At 37.7% G+C, this 17,852-nt stretch carries 17 protein-coding genes; 13 read left to right on the forward strand and 4 right to left on the reverse strand.

Annotated elements, in window-relative coordinates; translation table 11 throughout:
* Positions 1 to 19: 19 nt before the first annotated feature.
* From dnaJ to atpC, 7 genes are all read left to right on the forward strand, one after another.
* Positions 20 to 1,138, forward strand: a complete 1,119-nt coding sequence (gene dnaJ / locus JR347_RS00255; RefSeq protein ID WP_205722066.1) for a molecular chaperone DnaJ — start codon at positions 20 to 22, stop codon at positions 1,136 to 1,138.
* Positions 1,139 to 1,252: 114 nt separating this feature from the next.
* A complete protein-coding gene (locus tag JR347_RS00260) occupies positions 1,253 to 2,155 on the forward strand; it encodes a hypothetical protein (protein ID WP_205722067.1) in 903 nt (300 codons plus the stop codon).
* Positions 2,156 to 2,239: 84 nt separating this feature from the next.
* A complete protein-coding gene (locus JR347_RS00265; RefSeq protein WP_235689718.1) occupies positions 2,240 to 3,214 on the forward strand; it encodes an ABC transporter ATP-binding protein in 975 nt (324 codons plus the stop codon).
* The gene (locus JR347_RS00270; protein WP_205722068.1) at positions 3,207 to 4,535 is read left to right on the forward strand and encodes an ABC transporter permease; all 1,329 of its coding nucleotides are present in this window, start codon (positions 3,207 to 3,209) and stop codon (positions 4,533 to 4,535) included. The genes JR347_RS00265 and JR347_RS00270 overlap by 8 nt, the downstream gene beginning before the upstream one ends.
* Positions 4,536 to 4,602: 67 nt before the next feature.
* Positions 4,603 to 5,814: a sensor histidine kinase gene (locus JR347_RS00275; protein ID WP_205722069.1), complete on the forward strand. Its 1,212-nt coding sequence runs from the start codon at positions 4,603 to 4,605 to the stop codon at positions 5,812 to 5,814.
* A gap of 115 nt (positions 5,815 to 5,929) precedes the next feature.
* A complete protein-coding gene (atpD, locus tag JR347_RS00280) occupies positions 5,930 to 7,438 on the forward strand; it encodes a F0F1 ATP synthase subunit beta (RefSeq protein WP_205722070.1) in 1,509 nt (502 codons plus the stop codon).
* Positions 7,439 to 7,462: 24 nt separating this feature from the next.
* On the forward strand, positions 7,463 to 7,714 hold the full coding sequence (atpC, locus tag JR347_RS00285; protein ID WP_205722071.1) for an ATP synthase F1 subunit epsilon: 252 nt from the start codon (positions 7,463 to 7,465) through the stop codon (positions 7,712 to 7,714).
* Between the two features lie 32 nt (positions 7,715 to 7,746).
* Here atpC and JR347_RS00290 read toward each other — a convergent pair whose 3' ends face one another.
* Together JR347_RS00290 and JR347_RS00295 are read right to left on the reverse strand one after the other, a co-directional pair.
* Positions 7,747 to 8,052 carry a DUF6787 family protein gene (locus tag JR347_RS00290; RefSeq protein WP_205722072.1) on the reverse strand — a complete coding sequence of 102 codons (306 nt, stop codon included), beginning with the start codon at positions 8,050 to 8,052 and terminating at the stop codon, positions 7,747 to 7,749.
* Positions 8,049 to 8,729, reverse strand: coding sequence for an RluA family pseudouridine synthase (locus tag JR347_RS00295; RefSeq protein ID WP_205722073.1), 681 nt, complete (start codon positions 8,727 to 8,729; stop codon positions 8,049 to 8,051). Before JR347_RS00295 ends, JR347_RS00290 begins: the two co-directional genes overlap by 4 nt.
* Before the next feature lie 79 nt (positions 8,730 to 8,808).
* On the opposite strand from JR347_RS00295, the gene JR347_RS00300 reads away from it, so the two are divergent.
* Positions 8,809 to 9,273, forward strand: coding sequence for a DUF4268 domain-containing protein (locus JR347_RS00300; protein ID WP_205722074.1), 465 nt, complete (start codon positions 8,809 to 8,811; stop codon positions 9,271 to 9,273).
* On the opposite strand, the gene JR347_RS00305 is transcribed toward JR347_RS00300, so the two are convergent.
* Complete coding sequence (locus tag JR347_RS00305; RefSeq protein ID WP_205722075.1) at positions 9,274 to 10,854, reverse strand: peptide chain release factor 3; 1,581 nt, start codon at positions 10,852 to 10,854, stop codon at positions 9,274 to 9,276.
* Between the two features lie 185 nt (positions 10,855 to 11,039).
* On the opposite strand from JR347_RS00305, the gene dnaK reads away from it, so the two are divergent.
* Together dnaK and JR347_RS00315 are read left to right on the forward strand one after the other, a co-directional pair.
* Positions 11,040 to 12,974 (forward strand): molecular chaperone DnaK, encoded by a 1,935-nt coding sequence (gene dnaK / locus JR347_RS00310; RefSeq protein ID WP_205722076.1) that lies wholly within the window; start codon positions 11,040 to 11,042, stop codon positions 12,972 to 12,974.
* 122 nt (positions 12,975 to 13,096) lie between these two features.
* Positions 13,097 to 14,020, forward strand: a complete 924-nt coding sequence (locus JR347_RS00315; RefSeq protein WP_205722077.1) for a DUF4382 domain-containing protein — start codon at positions 13,097 to 13,099, stop codon at positions 14,018 to 14,020.
* A 248-nt stretch (positions 14,021 to 14,268) separates the two neighbouring features.
* Here JR347_RS00315 and JR347_RS00320 read toward each other — a convergent pair whose 3' ends face one another.
* Positions 14,269 to 14,895: a carboxypeptidase-like regulatory domain-containing protein gene (locus JR347_RS00320; protein ID WP_235689719.1), complete on the reverse strand. Its 627-nt coding sequence runs from the start codon at positions 14,893 to 14,895 to the stop codon at positions 14,269 to 14,271.
* Positions 14,896 to 15,012: 117 nt separating this feature from the next.
* Between JR347_RS00320 and JR347_RS00325 the strand changes: the two genes are divergently transcribed.
* From JR347_RS00325 to pruA, 3 genes are all read left to right on the forward strand, one after another.
* Positions 15,013 to 15,396 (forward strand): ArsR/SmtB family transcription factor, encoded by a 384-nt coding sequence (locus JR347_RS00325; protein WP_205722078.1) that lies wholly within the window; start codon positions 15,013 to 15,015, stop codon positions 15,394 to 15,396.
* Positions 15,393 to 16,088 (forward strand): YjjG family noncanonical pyrimidine nucleotidase, encoded by a 696-nt coding sequence (locus tag JR347_RS00330; RefSeq protein WP_205722079.1) that lies wholly within the window; start codon positions 15,393 to 15,395, stop codon positions 16,086 to 16,088. Before JR347_RS00325 ends, JR347_RS00330 begins: the two co-directional genes overlap by 4 nt.
* Before the next feature lie 72 nt (positions 16,089 to 16,160).
* Positions 16,161 to 17,792: an L-glutamate gamma-semialdehyde dehydrogenase gene (gene pruA, locus JR347_RS00335; RefSeq protein WP_205722080.1), complete on the forward strand. Its 1,632-nt coding sequence runs from the start codon at positions 16,161 to 16,163 to the stop codon at positions 17,790 to 17,792.
* The last annotated feature ends 60 nt before the right edge of the window (positions 17,793 to 17,852 follow it).

Raw genomic sequence — 17,852 nt, forward strand, 5'->3', positions numbered from 1 at the left:
CTGCTAAAATTTTAAGATCATGGCAAAGAGAGATTATTATGAAGTATTAGGGGTTGATAAATCTGCCAGCGCAGATGAGATAAAAAAGGCTTACCGAAAGGTGGCTATCAAATATCACCCTGATAAAAACCCTGATAACCCTGAGGCTGAAGAGAAATTTAAGGAAGCTGCAGAAGCGTACGAAGTATTGCGCGACCCTCAGAAGAAGCAGAGATACGATCAATTCGGCCATGCTGGTATGAATGGTGGTGGCTTCAGTGGTGGCGGAGGCATGAACATGGAAGATATCTTCTCTCAATTTGGAGATATTTTCGGTGGTGGCGGCAGTCCATTCGACAGCTTCTTTGGAGGCGGTGGCGGCCGTGGACGAAGAGGCAGAAAAGGTTCTAACCTTCGTATAAAACTCAAACTTACCTTAGAAGAAATTGCTAATGGCGTTGAGAAAAAGATAAAAGTAAACCGACTTGTAAGAGCTGATGGAGTAACTTTTAAAAACTGTAGTCAGTGCCAGGGTACTGGTCAGGTTAGAAAAGTGGTGAATACTATGCTTGGCCAAATGGTATCATCTTCAACTTGCCCAGCATGTGGTGGTGCAGGTAAAATGGTTGATTCCAGACCTTCAGGTGTAGATAGCTCCGGACTTGAATCTAAAGAAGAAGTGATTTCTATAAAAATACCTGCAGGCGTTTCTGAAGGTATGCAGCTATCAATGTCTGGTAAGGGTAATGAAGCTCCTGGTGGTGGCGCTGCTGGAGACCTTCTTATTCTTATTGAAGAAAAGGAAAATGACACGCTTGTTAGGGATGGAAATAATGTAGTGTACGATTTGTACATTAGTTTTATAGATGCAGCTCTAGGTACGTCTATTGAAGTACCTACTATTACTGGTAAAGCAAGAATAAAAATTGAGCCAGGCACACAAGCAGGTAAGGTTTTAAGGCTTAGAGGCAAAGGAATTAAGGATATCAATGGATATGGAAGTGGAGACCAATTAATTCATGTAAATGTTTGGACTCCTAAAACACTAACAGCCGAAGAAAGGCAGAAGCTTGAAAGCTTACGAGAATCGGCTAATTTCAAACCAAATCCTGAAAAAGGTGAGAAGGGATTCTTCGAGAAAATGAAAGAGTTCTTTTAATTAAGAAAGATAAATTAGTACGAAAGGGGACAATGTAAGAAATTGTCCCTTTTTGCTTTAAAAATATGCAACCATTATGTAACTCAAAGTACTGAGTCCCCGTTACTTACTCCCATGCGAGAAGGAATTCTGTTATTGGGGATCGGAATCATCAGTACTACCCTTTCAGTTGCTCAAGTTAAGAAGCAATTTTCTATAGATAATAATGATGCGGTTGAACGCGTTGACCTTGATTTTGGGGTGAACAGCGGGACTTGCTTTATCAAATCTTCTACAACAGGAGAATTACTCACCGTTTACGGCAATCAAGACTTTGACAGTTACTCACATTCATTTAATAAAGAAATAACAGATAAAACCTGCATAATAAAATTGAATCTGGAAGATGACAAGTCTGCCGGATTGAGTCGTTCTATTTCTTACCGTATGTTTGGTAACGATGAAAAGTCATCTGATAATTTATGGAAGATGTACTTATCAACAGATAAGGTCTATGACCTTAATTTGAGATATGGTATTGGTAATGCCAATATAGATTTAAGTGGATTGTCCATTGAAAAGGTGAAAATTAATACAGGTAGCGCAGATGTAAGCTTCAAAGCATCAGATTACAACAAAGTTGAAATGGATACTTTTTATGTCCAGGTTGATATGGGTTCTGTGAAGGTAGAAAACGTGAACTTGTCAAAATCAAAAAATATTATTGCCGATGTAGGCTTTGGAGATTTATTATTAGACTTTACCGATGATGCTGTTCTTGCCACCAACGTGCACGGCAGTGTTGGCGCTGGCAACCTAATGATTGTACTTCCATCAAGCAATACCCCGGTGAAAGTAAAAATTAGCAATTCATGGTTATGCAAAGTGAGTTTACTCAAAACATTCAAAGACATAGGCAATAACACATTCGTGAACGATGCGTATTCAGAAACTGCTCCCAACACACTGAATTTTAATTTAGATGTGAGTATGGGCAAAATTATTTTCAAAGAACAGCCTATTTCATCATCGAAATAGGATTTTTAATTCTTTCTGAAACCACTTATCCCTTTAGGCTAGAGATCGCTTTTCTTTTTGATAGTTTAGAAAATAATTTCGTGTATGTGTAATATTTTTATTCTTTCATGCACTAACACTCTGAACCAAAAGAACAAACCTTTGAATGCACTAGAAGTAAGGAATGTTAAAAAAAGCTATGCTCAACACACAGCTTTAGACGATGTAAGCATCACCATTCCCGAGAAATCGATTTACGGATTACTTGGCCCTAACGGAGCAGGTAAAACCACTTTAATCAGAATTATAAACCAGATTATTAATGCTGATTCAGGATCCATTCTCATTAACGGAGAAGAACTTAACCTGAATCACATTTCCATTATCGGTTATCTGCCCGAAGAAAGGGGCCTTTATAAGAAGATGAAAGTGGGTGAACAATTAGTTTACCTGGGCCAACTGAGAAACCTAAGTAAAAAAGAGGCTATTATCAGAAGTAAACAATGGTGTGAGAAATTAGAAATTATTCAATGGTGGGATAAAAAAATTGAAGACCTCTCTAAAGGAATGGCTCAGAAAATTCAGTTCATTTCAACCGTACTTAACGAACCTAAACTGATAATTCTTGATGAGCCCTTTTCAGGTTTTGATCCAATCAATGCCAATCTCATTAAAGATGAAATTTTAGAATTAAGAGAAAAAGGGAGTACTGTGATATTCTCAACGCACAGAATGGAATCTGTGGAAGAACTATGTGATAACATTGCCCTAATTAATAAATCTAAAGTAATACTGGAGGGTAATAAAAGAGAGATCAAAAACTCTTTCAGAAATCACACTTATATAGTTACACATAAGAATAAACTTAACGGTGTGCTCAATGGTGACATAAAGTTGTTAAGTGAAAGCAACATCCATGACGATGTTTATGAGTCTACACTGCAAACAGCTGAAAAAACTTCTTCAAATGACTTGATAAGTCAACTTGTAAAATCAACAGAAATAATGGGCTTTAACGAGAAAATTCCATCAATCAACGACATATTCATTTCACAGGTGAAAGGAGGGCAAAATGGATAAGATATTTTTAATCATTGAAAGAGAATTTAAGAGTAGAGTACAGAAGAAATCGTTTCTTATTGCCACTTTGTTGGTTCCCTTACTCTTTCCCGCAGTTATAGGCGGTCTGGCCTACTTTGCCATTAAAGAAAAGCAAAATTCCGGCCCAAGAGAATTAATGGTTGTGAATGAAATGGATAGCCTTACGCTTAAAAGTAATGACGATTTCAAGATCAACTTTCTAGATAATCCTTTAGAACAAGCCTTGGTAGCATTTAATGAAAGTGAAGATTTCGGTTTGCTATACATACCTGCACTTGACATTGAAAAACCGGAAGGCATTGTACTTTATACCAAAACTACCCCTGGCCCTTCTGTTGTGGGAGATATCGAAAATTTATTAGAGCGCCATGTTAAGGAATTAAAACTTGCCAAGTATGAAATTGATAAGGAAACGCTCTCTAAATTAAATACTCAAATTGCATTAGACACGCGCCTTAGCAATGAAGAAAATGAGCAATCAAGCAGTTCGGGACTGGCTTCGAGCATTGGTTATATTACCGGATTTCTTATTTACATGTTCTTATTCGTTTATGGCGGACAAGTAATGCAGGGCGTAATTGAAGAGAAGAATAGTAAAATTGTAGAGGTAATTGTATCTACAGTAAAGCCATTTCACTTTATGCTTGGTAAAGTGGTGGGTGTAGCATCCGTTGGCTTACTTCAAATAATCATTTGGATAGCCATCATGGGTGGAATTTATCTAGGTGCAGGTTCGTATTTAGGATTAAATGACACACGTGAGGCCCAAATTGAACAAGTATCGAAAACGGTTGGTGAAGATTCTGAGGAACTAAAGAAGAGCTTCGCGGAAAACCCAAAAATTAAAAAGGCGTATGAGCAAATTAGCAATATTCCTATTGTTACTATTGTCATCAGCTTCGTGCTTTACTTCATTGGAGGTTATTTACTATATGGTGCTTTATTTGCAGCTGTAGGCTCTGCGGTAGACACACCGGCAGACGCACAGCAATTTATGTTGCCGATAATGCTACCAATTTTAATCGGCTTCTTCGGCATGTCCATGTTTGTGTTTGACGACCCAAGTGGAAGTATGAGTTTTTGGTTATCAATGATACCATTTACCTCCCCTATTGTAATGATGGGTAGAATTGGTTTTGGTGTACCGATATGGGAACTAGCCTTATCAATACTACTACTTGTTGGTGGCTTTGTATTCACCATATGGCTGGCTGGCAGAATTTACAGAGTAGGTATTTTAATGCACGGTACAAAAGTTAACTACAAAGTATTAGCCAAGTGGTTTATGATGAAAAACTAATTTTTCACAAATATTTGAACAAACCGGATGGCACAGCTATCCGGTTTTTTTGTTTAATTTGATATCCATGGCAACAACCAATAAGCTTGTTGGAATTGATATTTACTCAAATAAATCCAAAATAAAGTGGGTTGTTTTAACTGTATCTGTATTAATAAGCGTAAGCTCAATCTACTACACTAATATACTCGTAGAACAGCTTCAGGATAGAGAAAAAAGGCAAATAGAATTATTTGCGAGAGCTTTAGAATACACAGTCAATGAATCTCAAAACAATAACCTTTATTTCATTACAGAGGAGATTGTATTTCAAAATAACTCCATACCCACAATTCTGGTCAATGAGAATGACAGTATTACAGATTATCGAAATATCGATATTGGAAAATTTACTGGTTCTCAACTCTATAAAAGGCTAAGAGAAGAGTTAGAGGACATGAAGGACACCTATGAACCGATAGAAATTAAATTCAGAGATAAAGAAAGTAATGAGATATATGATGTTCAATATGTGTATTACCAAAACTCATTTCTTCTTACGCAACTCACTTACTACCCTTATATTCAACTATCAGTCATAGCCATTTTTGCTTTTATCTCCTATATGGCTTTTAACTATAGCAAAGCAGTTGAGCAGAATCAAGTGTGGGTAGGTTTGGCTAAAGAAACAGCACATCAGTTAGGTACACCAATTTCTTCATTAATGGCCTGGATGGAATATTTTAAAGATGACGAGCATATGAAGAAAAACGGTCTGATTGAAGAGCTGGAAAAAGATGTGCGAAAGCTGCAAGTAATAACCGAGCGCTTTTCAAATATTGGCAGTGCGCCAGTACTACAGAATGAAAAGATAGAGCCGTTGATTCAAAATATCATCGCTTACCTAAAGCCCCGAATTTCTCCAAAAATAAATATTACAGTGTTGGCTCTTAACCAAGGGATAGAAGCCAAAGTAAACCCTCCACTATTTGAATGGGTAATAGAAAACCTTTGTAAAAATGCTGTGGATTCAATGAGCGGTTCGGGGTCTATATTTATAAACATCCTAAGGGGAAGCGAAAACCGTATTTTTATTGATATAGGAGATACCGGAAAGGGGATTCCTAAAAACAAGATCAAACAAGTGTTTAATCCGGGGTTTACAACAAAAAAGAGAGGCTGGGGATTGGGTTTAACACTTGCCAAACGTATTATAGAGTCCTATCATAAAGGCAAAATCTTTATCAAGTCATCGGAAGAAGGACAAGGAACTACCTTCAGAATTGTTCTCATGAAATAGAAAGCATTTACTGCATAAAAGTGCATAAACTGTTTTTGCTTTATAGAATATAAAACGTAGTTTTGCGGACTGAAAACAGCAGTGGCTTTTAATCATTTCTAATAAAAAATAAAAAATGGCAAATATTGGTAAAATTACCCAGGTAATTGGCCCCGTAGTGGACGTTAGCTTTGAGACTGAAGGAGCTAAATTGCCTAACATTCTTGACTCATTGGTAGTGACCAAAGAAAATGGTCAGAAAGTGGTTTTAGAATGTCAGCAACACCTTGGTGAAGATCGTGTAAGAACTATCTCAATGGAAAGTACTGAAGGTTTAGTAAGAGGTATGGAAGTAACAGATACTGGTGCTCCTATCGCTATGCCTACAGGTGAGGATATTAAAGGTAGGCTTTTCAACGTAATTGGAGAGGCTATTGATGGTATTAAACAACCAGAAGGCAAAACTACTCTTCCAATTCACAGACCTGCACCAAAATTTGAAGACCTTTCTACTTCAACAGAAGTACTTTACACAGGAATCAAAGTAATTGACCTTATCGAGCCTTATGCAAAAGGTGGTAAAATTGGTTTGTTTGGTGGTGCTGGTGTTGGTAAAACAGTATTGATCCAGGAATTGATTAATAACATTGCTAAAGCTTATTCAGGTCTTTCAGTATTTGCTGGTGTGGGAGAAAGAACGCGTGAAGGAAACGACCTTTTAAGAGAAATGATTGAATCAGGAATTGTTACTTACGGTGACGAATTCATGAAATCGATGGAAGAAGGAGGATGGGATCTTTCTAAAGTAAGTCAGGAAAAATTAAAAGAATCTAAAGCTACATTTATCTTCGGTCAGATGAACGAACCTCCTGGAGCAAGAGCAAGAGTTGCCCTTTCAGGATTAACTGTAGCAGAATATTTCCGTGATGGAGATGGCGAAGGACCAGGAAAAGATATCCTTTTCTTCGTTGATAACATCTTCCGTTTCACTCAGGCAGGTTCTGAGGTGTCTGCCCTTTTAGGTCGTATGCCATCAGCGGTAGGTTACCAACCTACACTTGCAACTGAAATGGGTGCGATGCAGGAAAGAATTACATCAACTAAGAAAGGATCAATTACATCTGTTCAGGCCGTTTATGTACCTGCCGATGACTTAACTGACCCTGCTCCGGCAACAACATTTGCTCACTTAGATGCAACAACTGTACTTTCTAGAAAAATTTCTGAGCTTGGTATCTATCCAGCGGTGGATCCATTGGATTCTACTTCAAGAATTTTAAGTGCTGAAGTATTAGGTGATGAGCATTACAACTGCGCACAGAGAGTAAAAGAAACTTTACAGAGATATAAAGAACTTCAGGATATCATCGCCATTCTTGGTATGGATGAACTTTCTGATGAAGATAAATTGGTTGTTCACAGAGCTAGAAGGGTACAGAGATTCTTATCTCAGCCATTCCACGTTGCTGAGCAGTTTACAGGATTAAAAGGTGTGCTTGTTGACATCAAAGATACTATCAAAGGTTTCAATGAAATTATGGATGGTAAGCACGATAAACTTCCTGAAATGGCATTTAACCTTGTAGGTACTATCGAAGATGCGGTAGCTAAAGGTGAGAAAATGCTTGCTGAAGCTAATAAATAATTAATCACCACAGAACATTAAAATATGTTTTTAGAAGTAGTAACCCCAACTAAAAAAGTATTTGCAGGCGAAGTAAGCATTGTTACTTTTCCTGGAGTTGACGGATCTTTTCAGGTAATGAATGATCACGCTCCTATTGTAAGTACTTTAAAAAAAGGTGAGTTAGTCTACAAAGTAGCTAAAGGCGGTGAAGATGGTGTAGAAATCACTGGTGGAGTTGTTGAAGTTTTAAACAACAGAATTGTTGTTTTAGCTGATGGACTCGTAGAGGCCTAATCGCCAAAAATCAATAAATTGAAAGCCACTCGCTAGCGGGTGGCTTTTTTCTTGCCAAAGATCTTAGAAAACATCCGTTTTTCAAACTCCCAGAAAAACTTAAACTGGCCAAAAATGAATCCATATATCAAAAGTATAACATTATATATTGGGAGTATGAGCAAATAATAGAGAATAGTAAAAAGTATGTTTTGCTCACCATCTTCTACAAAAAATGAAACTACAGGTTTCTTCAAAAACATTACGGTAAAACCTGTGCATGCAAAAACAATCAGAATTATAAATACCTGAACTCTGCTTACTTGCCACTTATCTTCAAGTTTTTTAATCCAATTCATGAGGCCACTCCATCAAAAAGTTTCCAAATTTGATCGTTAGGTGTTTTGGCCGTAACACGTACCGGCTCCTGCTTTACAGGGTGCACAAAAGACACCTCTCTTGAGTGAAGGTATATTGCTGATTGATCATTGGACTTATCACCACCATACTTCACATCTCCGAAAATTGGACAGCCAATTTTGGCTAATTGTACTCTTATTTGATGAGGCCTACCCGTTTGAGGTTTCACTTCTAGCAAATAATACTCTGCGAAATGACCTATCAATCGATAATTCAAAATGGCTTTTTGGCCGCCTTTACCTTCTTTGTTAAATGCAGTAACTTTATTGGCAGCACCGTCTTTTTTAAGCCAATGAACCAGCTCTCCTTCTAATTCTGCGGGCTTTTGTTTTGTTAAAGCCCAATAAGTTTTTTCTACTTCTCTATCACGGAATAGCTTATTCATCCGCTCTAACCCCTTCGATGTTCGGGCAAATATAACCGCCCCACTCACTGGCCTGTCCAAACGATGTATCACACCTAAAAACACATCGCCCGGCTTTTTATATTTCTTTTTTATGTATGCTTTCACTTCTTCACCAAGTGGATCATCCCCTGTATCATCACCCTGCACTAATGCTCCGGCTGGCTTATTAACAATTATCAAATGGTTGTCCTCGTATAAAGGTTGAATCATATTTTCATTTCTTATTCTCTCACAAAATTATGAATTAATACAGCCTTGTATTGATTCAACTTCATTTACTTTTGAATTAATGTACAGCAAAGAAGAATCAGCGGTAATAAGAAAGAAATTCTGGACAGCTCTAGGCAGGCATTTATCTTCAAAACCATCTGCCGAGGGCCTTAAGGTCAATTGGTTAAACTACAAAACAGGCGTTAAGCACCTTTTTTTTCGAATGGACATCATTAAAAAAGAGGCGTATATTGGAATTGAACTTCACCATCCGGATGAAGGCATTAGGGAGCTGTTCTTTGAGCAATTCTTAGAGCTCAAAACTTACTTACATAGCATATTGGAGGAAGAATGGATTTGGGATGAAGAATATTACCAAGAAGATTCTAATAAGTACATATCACGAATATTTACGAGCAAAAAAGGGTTAACCATTTTCAATCAGGAGCATTGGCCGGAGTTAATAAACTTTCTTGCCCCTAGAATGCGCAAATTAGATGAGTTTTGGAGTGACGCTAAATATAGTTTTGATGCTTTGAAGTAATTAAAACTCCGAAGTAAAATGAAAGTCTATCTCAGGGAAATTGTCTTGCACCATGGTTAACCAGGATTTTGACTCTGCCATAAATACCAGTTTGCCATCTTTATCCTGAGCAATGTGTCTGTATTTAGACTTCACAAACTCATCCAGTTTCTTTTTATCCTTACTACTTATCCAACAAGCCTTATACAAGTTCATTGACATAAAGTCACATGAAGCTCCGTATTCGTGCTTTAGCCTGTGCTGGATAACTTCAAACTGAAGTGCGCCCACGGTACCCACCACTTTTCTGGCCCCCATTTCATAGGTAAATAATTGCGCCACACCTTCTTCCATTAATTGGCTAAGCCCTTTTTCCAGCTGCTTGGTCTTCATGGCGTCTTTATTGATAACCTCTTTGAAAATCTCAGGCGAGAAACTTGGAATACCCTTATAAACCGTTTTCTCACCTTCTGTAAGGGTATCGCCAATTTTTAAATTACCTGTATCATATAAACCCACAATATCTCCAGGCCACGCCTCATCTACTAGTTCCTTCTCCTGGGCCATAAATGCAGTTACATTAGAGAACCTGATTTTTTTATCTGCTCTTACGTGATGGTATGTTTTACCTCTTTCAAATTTTCCAGAGCAAACCCGTATAAATGCAATCCTGTTTCTATGGTTAGGATCCATATTGGCGTGAATTTTAAAAATAAACCCAGAAAATTTACTTTCATCAGGCTTAATAACACGCTCCTCAGTTTCGCGTTCTATAGGTGCTGGAGCCATTTTAATGAAGCTATCTAGCAATTCTTTAACACCAAAATTATTTACTGCACTTCCAAAGAATACGGGAGCTACATTACCTGACAAATATTCATTAACATCAAACTCTGAATATACACCTTCAATTAGCTCAACATCTTCTCTTAGTTGGTTGGCATAATTCACACCTAAAGATTTCTCTAATTGCTCATCTTCAAGATTGTTGATGCTTATCCCCTCACCTTCAAGCTTAGTTTTACTAGCTGTGAATAAATGAAGGTTTTTGTTGTACAAGCTATAAACACCTTTAAATTCTTTACCCATACCAATTGGCCAAGATAATGGCCTAACATTGATATTCAGTTTCTCCTCAATTTCATCTAATAACTCGTACGGATCGCGACCTTCCCTATCCAACTTATTGATAAAACAGATGACAGGTGTGTTTCTCATACGACACACCTCCATCAATTTCTCAGTCTGAATTTCTACACCCTTCACGCAATCAATCACCATCACAACACTATCAACAGCTGTTAATGTTCTATAGGTATCCTCAGCAAAATCCTGGTGACCTGGAGTATCTAACAAGTTGATTTTAACTCCATCGTAATTAAAGCCCATAACCGAAGTAGCAACGGAGATACCTCTTTGCTTTTCTATTTCCATCCAGTCAGAACGGGCGTGCATTTTAATCTTATTCGATTTTACCGCTCCGGCAGTCTGTATGGCACCACCGAATAACAAAAGTTTTTCAGTAAGTGTGGTTTTACCAGCATCTGGGTGACTGATGATGCCAAATGTTCTTCTCTTCGCTATTTCGTCCTTAAGTGCCATAGTATTTTCAAAGGTGCGAAGTTAAACGTTCAAAGTTCAAAGTTCAAAGTAGTTACCAACTTTGAACGTTCAACTTAGAACTAATTTCTGACATTCTGTCACCAAAAACCTTTTGGCATAACCATTGATCAATGAATAGCAGTTAAACGACTATTGAATTTTAAAATATAAGTTATAAAACGATCATGGGAAAAATTATTGGAATAGACTTAGGAACAACCAACTCTTGCGTAGCGGTAATGGAGGGGAACGAGCCTGTTGTTATCCCAAATAGCGAAGGAAGAAGAACTACACCTTCTATCGTTGCTTTTTTAGAGGATGGCAAAGGTGAGAGAAAAGTAGGTGATCCTGCAAAAAGACAGGCAATTACCAACCCAACAAACACTATTAGCTCAGTGAAGCGTTTCATGGGTAAGAAATACTCTGAAGTTGGTGAAGAATTGAAAACTGTATCATACCCACTTGAAAAAGGTAATAATGATACTGTTAGAGTTAAAATTGGAGATAGAAATTATACTCCACAGGAAATATCAGCAATGATTTTGCAGAAAATGAAATCTACAGCTGAAGATTACCTTGGCACTGAAGTAAAGGAGGCGGTAATTACCGTACCTGCTTATTTTAACGATGCTGAAAGACATGCAACAAAAGAGGCAGGTCAGATTGCCGGATTAGAAGTAAAAAGAATTATCAACGAGCCAACAGCTGCTGCACTAGCTTATGGTTTAGATAAGAAAAATGCAGATATGAAAATTGCTGTGTATGACCTTGGTGGTGGTACATTCGATATTTCAGTATTAGAATTAGGTGATGGCGTGTTTGAAGTAAAATCTACAAATGGTGACGTTCACCTTGGTGGTGATGACTTCGACCAAGTGATCATTAACTGGCTAGCTGAAGAATTCTTATCCGATGAAAACATTGATCTAAGAAAAGATCCGATGGCGCTTCAGAGATTAAAAGAAGCAGCTGAGAAAGCTAAAATTGAATTGTCAAGCTCTACTGAGACTGAAATCAACTTGCCTTACATTATGCCGGTTGATGGAGTGCCAAAGCACTTAGTAAGAAAACTTACAAGATCTAAATTCGAGCAATTAGCTGACAACTTGGTGAAGAGATCAATGGAGCCATGCAAAAAAGCATTAGCTGATGCAGGCGTATCTCCTTCAGATATTGACGAAGTAATTCTTGTTGGTGGTTCTACCAGAATCCCTAAAATTCAGGAAGAAGTAGAAAAATTCTTCGGTAAGAAGCCTTCTAAAGGTGTTAACCCTGATGAGGTGGTAGCGATTGGAGCTGCTATTCAAGGTGGTGTGTTAACAGGAGAAGTAAAAGATGTTCTTCTACTTGATGTAACTCCACTTTCATTAGGTATTGAAACAATGGGTGGTGTAATGACTAAATTAATTGAGTCTAATACAACCATACCTACTAAGAAATCTGAAGTATTCTCAACTGCTGCTGACAACCAGCCATCTGTTGACATCCACGTGTTACAAGGTGAGCGTCCGATGGCTAACGATAACAGAACAATTGGAAGATTCCAATTGACTGATATTCCACCAGCACCAAGAGGTGTACCTCAAATTGAAGTAACATTCGATATTGATGCTAACGGTATCATGAATGTTTCAGCAAAAGATAAAGGAACAGGTAAAGAGCAGAAGATTAAGATCGAAGCTTCTTCCGGACTTACAGAAGAGGAAATCGAAAAGATGAAGCAGGAGGCTCAGGCTAATGCTGAATCTGACAAAGCAACGAAAGAAAGAGTTGAGAAACTTAATTCAGCTGATTCTATGATCTTCCAGACTGAGAAGCAATTGAAAGAGTATGGTGACAAGTTATCAGACGATAACAAGTCTAAAATCAACAGTGCTTTGGAAGAATTGAAGAAAGTACACCAAGCTCAGGAAGTAGACAAAATTGATGCAGCTTTAGAAGCTTTAAATAAAGCTTGGGAAGGTGCTGCTCAGGAGATGTATGCTGCTTCAGGAAGCCAGCCAGGCGCTGACCCTAACGCAGGTGCACAAGCAGGCGGAGCCGGAGATGCGCAAGCAAGTGGTGACAGTGACGTTTCTGACGTAGAGTTTGAAGAAGTAGACGATTCTTCTAAGAAGTAATTTAACACATAGATTCATTAGAAAGGGAGCAATATTGCTCCCTTTTTTTATTTTATCGAACTATAAGTCTGTTCATCGACTACCTGTATCATGTTGATTTACAATCCGTTATATTAGTAGATATGAAAAATAATAACAGTATGTTAAAATTTGTGATCAAGAGTTTTCTAATAGTATTTATTTCTATGGCGCTGCTCTCATGTTCAAGCGATAATGACGAGAGAGCCACCGGTAAAGCAAACATTTCGCTTACTGATGCACCAATTGATGATGCTAATATCAAGTCAGTATTCATTTCGGTGCTAAGCGTTGAAGCAAACGGACCTGACGGCTGGGAAACTGTAGAATCATTCGAAGAGCCAGTGAAAATTGATATATTAAGTTATCAGGATGGCAATTCATATTTTCTTACTGAAGGAAGCTTAACAGCAGGAGCTTACAGTGAAATTCGATTAATATTAGATATTGTCGAAAGAGCTAATGGAAATCAATCAAATGTGGGTTCGTATATAGAGTATCTAGATGGCTCCACACAGCCACTTTTTGTTCCAAGTGGTGCCCAATCTGGCTACAAAGCAAAAGGAGAATTTACCATACCTGAAGGTGGTGTAGTATCACTAACATTAGACTTAGATTTAAGAAAAGCCCTAGTAAGAGCCGGCAATAGCGGTAAATATTTACTAAAGCCAGTGGTAAGACTAATAGCTAATGAAGATGCAGCGTTAATTAGCGGTAGCTTAACAGCAGAAGCAACTGAACTTGGAAAAGTTTTAGTCTTCGCATACAATGACGGTGAATTTACCGAGTCTGAAACTGATGAACCAGGGAATGAAGAAGTTAGGTTTCCAAATGCCGTTACTAGTGCTGATTTGGATGAAGATGGTTCATTTACGTTAGCCTTTATGGAAAGCGGAACCTATGATTTATACTTTGCCCAAGTAGATGAAGAAGGTGAGTTTATTAGCCTTTTAGGTAGCTACCAAGATGTAGCACTAGAAGGTGGTACCAATTTAACTATAGAAATTACTCTCATCGAGTTAGAGTAAATTAGTAATTCTAAAATAGGACTGAATCCCAAATTGATTAAAATATATCAATTTGGGATTTTTTTATTTATTAAAAGCTCAAATTATGCATTTTACGGGCATAATAGTTTGGCACAATATCTGAAACATTAATTATAAAATGTTAAAGTTATGGACGGGTCAGAATTAAAAGGGTTGAAAATATTGGTAGCGGTTGTCTACCTAGCCTTGATATTTGCTGCAATAGCAATATTTCAATTAATGTAGAACTACTTCTTATTAGATCTTAGAGATCTGAAAAAGGTAGCCCAATTGAAGGGATTAGTTAAAGGATTAGGCCTTGGCCCATATCTGTCTTGCTGGTATCTCACCCAATTGTCCATATAGTATCTATGATTGGCCGCACCATCCATGGGTACAGTTTGTAACATAAGTGCTAATAAATCTTCATTCAAGTTATCGTAGCTATGTTCTTCAATGGGAATATTTAAAGCGAGAATTGCTTCTTTGAATATCTCTTCTGTAGGAAACGGCATAATCTCGACCGTTTCGAGAAAAGTAGTATCCGAAACCAATTCGATAACAATTGTCATATTGTCTTTATCGAAATCAGGGACTCTGAAAAATTGCTTTTCATAACCTACGGCACTCACCACCAATTCATCACCCACTAAAACAGGCATTGTAAAATAGCCTACTCTATTACTGGTAGTTCCTCTACCTGCTTTTGGCACATAAACGTGCACTCCGGGGATACCTGAAATACTGTCTTCGCCTAAGATAATTCCTGATAATTGAATCACCTTTCTGGCACCTTGACCTGAAGCCGTGTATTGCATGCCAGTCACTAGAATAGCGACCAAAAGAACGGTTATTATAGAGTTGATTTTACGCAAATTTTATGAATCAGATTGATTAATCTAACAGATATGCCATTTAACCCCGAAGTTATCAATTGAACGTCAAAGTTCCTTACAATGTTATCTATTTCTCATAAATTTGATAGTACTACAATGCGACTCAAAAACTTCAATTTATCGTTTGGTTCACAAATATTTAAAGCTTGCTCTGATGAGTCGAGGGTAAGAATTCTACATTTAATTTTTAGAAATAAGGAAATGTGCATTTCCGACCTGGAGCATATCTTAGAGTTCACTCAAACTAAAACAAGCAGGCACCTTATTTATCTCAAAAATTCCGGAATTTTAAATACTCGTAAACAAGATCAGTGGGTTTTCTATTATCTAAAAGATGAAGTTTATGAAATAATAAGTCAGATCTTTCAATTTTTAAATAAAGATCAACTGCTAATTAAGGATCAGAATGTTTACAAAACCATGTACAGTAATCGTGAATTAGCACAAAACAAACTGGAATCTAAAAACTGGCAAACTTGAAGAGATACAAAACAATTATTTTCGATTTAGATCACACACTTTGGGACTACGAGAAAAATTCACTGGAAACGCTATCAGATTTACATCAGGAATTTGAATTATCATCTTTCGGGGGTTTAGGCCTCGAAGGCTTTGTTAAAACCTTTAAGAAGGTAAATGAGGGCCTTTGGAATAAATATAATCAGGGCCAAATTGACAGGGAATATATCAAAAAGTATCGATTCAATACTATTCTATCGAGTCATGGTATCGATAATATAGATTTATCAATGGCGCTATCATCAAGGTACATTTCTGATTGCCCTACAAAAGGTCATCTAATGCCCTATGCTTTTGAAGTGCTGGACTATTTAAGGGAAAGGTATCCACTTTACCTGCTCACAAATGGGTTTAATGACGTTCAGAGCATTAAAATCTCTAAATCAAAAATTGATCATTATTTTGAAGGCATGGTGACTTCCGAAACGTGTGGCCATCGAAAACCTTCCAAAGAGATTTTTGAGTTTACATTGAAAAAAGCAGGTTCTCAAGCAACTGAGGCTTTAATGATAGGCGATAACCTAAAAGCCGATATTGTGGGTGCCAGAAATGCCGCCATTGACACAGTTTATTTCAATACAGAAAAGCTAGCACACAAAGAAGAAGTCAGCTACGAGATAAACTGTTTAAGTGAGCTGACTAAAATACTTTAAGAGGCGGCCTTTTCTTCGCCATTCCCTAAATTTGCGGGCACAAATAAACCATGTTAATCAAACGATATTTATATGCCTAAAGGAGTCTATCAAATACCTGCCCCTTCGAATGAACCGGTTTTAAATTATGCCCCCGGATCACCAGAGAAACTGGCAGTTAAAAAAGCGCTTGAAGAAGCCAGATCGAAGCAAATTGATATACCAATGTACATTGGTAGTGAAGAGGTTAGAACGGACAAAAAAATACCTGTTAGTCCTCCTCACGATCATAAACATATATTAGGTCATTTTAATGAAGGCGATGCCTCTCATGTAGAGCAAGCAATCAACGCTGCGTTAGGAGTAAAAGAATCTTGGTCTACCATGCCATGGGAGCACAGAGCCAGCGTATTTTTAAAAGCGGCTGACTTACTTGCCGGACCTTACCGAGCCAAAATCAATGCAGCGACAATGCTTGGTCAATCTAAAAGTATCTACCAGGCTGAAATTGATTCAGCATGCGAGCTGATAGACTTCCTGAGATACAATGTGTATTACATGATGAAGATCTATGAAGACCAGCCTGAATCATCTACAGGGGTATGGAACAGATTAGAATACCGAGCACTGGAAGGTTTCGTATTTGCTATTACTCCATTTAACTTTACTGCCATTGCCGGAAATTTACCAGCCTCCGCTGCCTTGATGGGCAATACAGTAATTTGGAAACCGGCATATACACAAGCTTATTCTGCCAATGTAATTATGGAAGTGTTCAAAGAAGCTGGTTTACCTGATGGTGTAATTAACCTAATATTTGTAGATGGACCAGTAGCTGGTGATATAGTCTTCAATCACAAAGATTTTGCTGGGCTTCACTTTACTGGAAGTACCGGAGTATTCCAACATTTATGGAAAACGATAGGAGCAAATATTAATAAGTACAGATCTTACCCAAGGATTGTGGGAGAGACCGGTGGTAAAGACTTTATTGTAGCACATAAATCAGCTTTGCCTAAAGTAGTTTCTACAGCTATTACAAGAGGAGCTTTTGAATTCCAGGGTCAAAAGTGCTCTGCAGCATCAAGGGTTTACATTCCTTCCAATATTTGGGACGATGTAAAGAAATATCTGATTGAAGATATTAAATCCATCAAAATGGGACCTACAGAAGATTTTACTAACTTCTTTAATGCCGTGATTGACGAAAAGGCTTTTGATAAGATAGCAGGCTACATAGATGGCGCTAAGGCCAATAAAATGAATGAAATTATTGCCGGTGGCAATTACGATAAATCTAAAGGCTATTTTATTGAGCCTACCGTAATTGTAACGCAAGATCCATCGTCAACTACTATGTGCGAAGAGATTTTTGGGCCAGTTGTAACTATTTATGTATACAATTCAGAACACTTTGAAGAAGTTCTAGAACTTGTAGATCAGACATCGCCTTATGCATTAACTGGATCAATTATTTCTCAGGACCGTTTTGCGATTGACCTAGCCATGAAAAAGTTGATCAATTCAGCGGGTAACTTTTACATAAATGACAAACCGACAGGTGCCGTTGTTGGTCAGCAACCATTTGGCGGAGCTAGAGGATCTGGAACCAATGATAAAGCCGGATCAAAGCTTAATTTACTAAGATGGGTGAGCCCAAGAACAATAAAAGAAACAAGGGTACCGCCAACAGATTATAGATACCCTTTCATGGAAGAGAAGTAAGTTTTTATAATAAAACGAACAAAAAGAAGGCTATCTAGGGTAGATAGCCTTCTTTTTTTT

The sequence above is a fragment of the Fulvivirga lutea genome (assembly GCF_017068455.1).
Classification (GTDB): Bacteria; Bacteroidota; Bacteroidia; order Cytophagales; family Cyclobacteriaceae; genus Fulvivirga; species Fulvivirga lutea.

What these genes read in the sequence shown, in the direction of transcription:
- dnaJ (WP_205722066.1), top strand. Translation starts at nt 20, where the DNA reads ATGGCAAAGAGAGATTATTATGAAGTATTAGGGGTTGATAAATCTGCC.
- JR347_RS00260 (WP_205722067.1), top strand. Translation starts at nt 1,253, where the DNA reads ATGCGAGAAGGAATTCTGTTATTGGGGATCGGAATCATCAGTACTACC.
- JR347_RS00265 (WP_235689718.1), top strand. Translation starts at nt 2,240, where the DNA reads ATGTGTAATATTTTTATTCTTTCATGCACTAACACTCTGAACCAAAAG.
- JR347_RS00270 (WP_205722068.1), top strand. Translation starts at nt 3,207, where the DNA reads ATGGATAAGATATTTTTAATCATTGAAAGAGAATTTAAGAGTAGAGTA.
- JR347_RS00275 (WP_205722069.1), top strand. Translation starts at nt 4,603, where the DNA reads ATGGCAACAACCAATAAGCTTGTTGGAATTGATATTTACTCAAATAAA.
- atpD (WP_205722070.1), top strand. Translation starts at nt 5,930, where the DNA reads ATGGCAAATATTGGTAAAATTACCCAGGTAATTGGCCCCGTAGTGGAC.
- atpC (WP_205722071.1), top strand. Translation starts at nt 7,463, where the DNA reads ATGTTTTTAGAAGTAGTAACCCCAACTAAAAAAGTATTTGCAGGCGAA.
- JR347_RS00290 (WP_205722072.1), bottom strand. Translation starts at nt 8,052, where the DNA reads ATGAATTGGATTAAAAAACTTGAAGATAAGTGGCAAGTAAGCAGAGTT.
- JR347_RS00295 (WP_205722073.1), bottom strand. Translation starts at nt 8,729, where the DNA reads ATGATTCAACCTTTATACGAGGACAACCATTTGATAATTGTTAATAAG.
- JR347_RS00300 (WP_205722074.1), top strand. Translation starts at nt 8,809, where the DNA reads ATGTACAGCAAAGAAGAATCAGCGGTAATAAGAAAGAAATTCTGGACA.
- JR347_RS00305 (WP_205722075.1), bottom strand. Translation starts at nt 10,854, where the DNA reads ATGGCACTTAAGGACGAAATAGCGAAGAGAAGAACATTTGGCATCATC.
- dnaK (WP_205722076.1), top strand. Translation starts at nt 11,040, where the DNA reads ATGGGAAAAATTATTGGAATAGACTTAGGAACAACCAACTCTTGCGTA.
- JR347_RS00315 (WP_205722077.1), top strand. Translation starts at nt 13,097, where the DNA reads ATGAAAAATAATAACAGTATGTTAAAATTTGTGATCAAGAGTTTTCTA.
- JR347_RS00325 (WP_205722078.1), top strand. Translation starts at nt 15,013, where the DNA reads ATGCGACTCAAAAACTTCAATTTATCGTTTGGTTCACAAATATTTAAA.
- pruA (WP_205722080.1), top strand. Translation starts at nt 16,161, where the DNA reads ATGCCTAAAGGAGTCTATCAAATACCTGCCCCTTCGAATGAACCGGTT.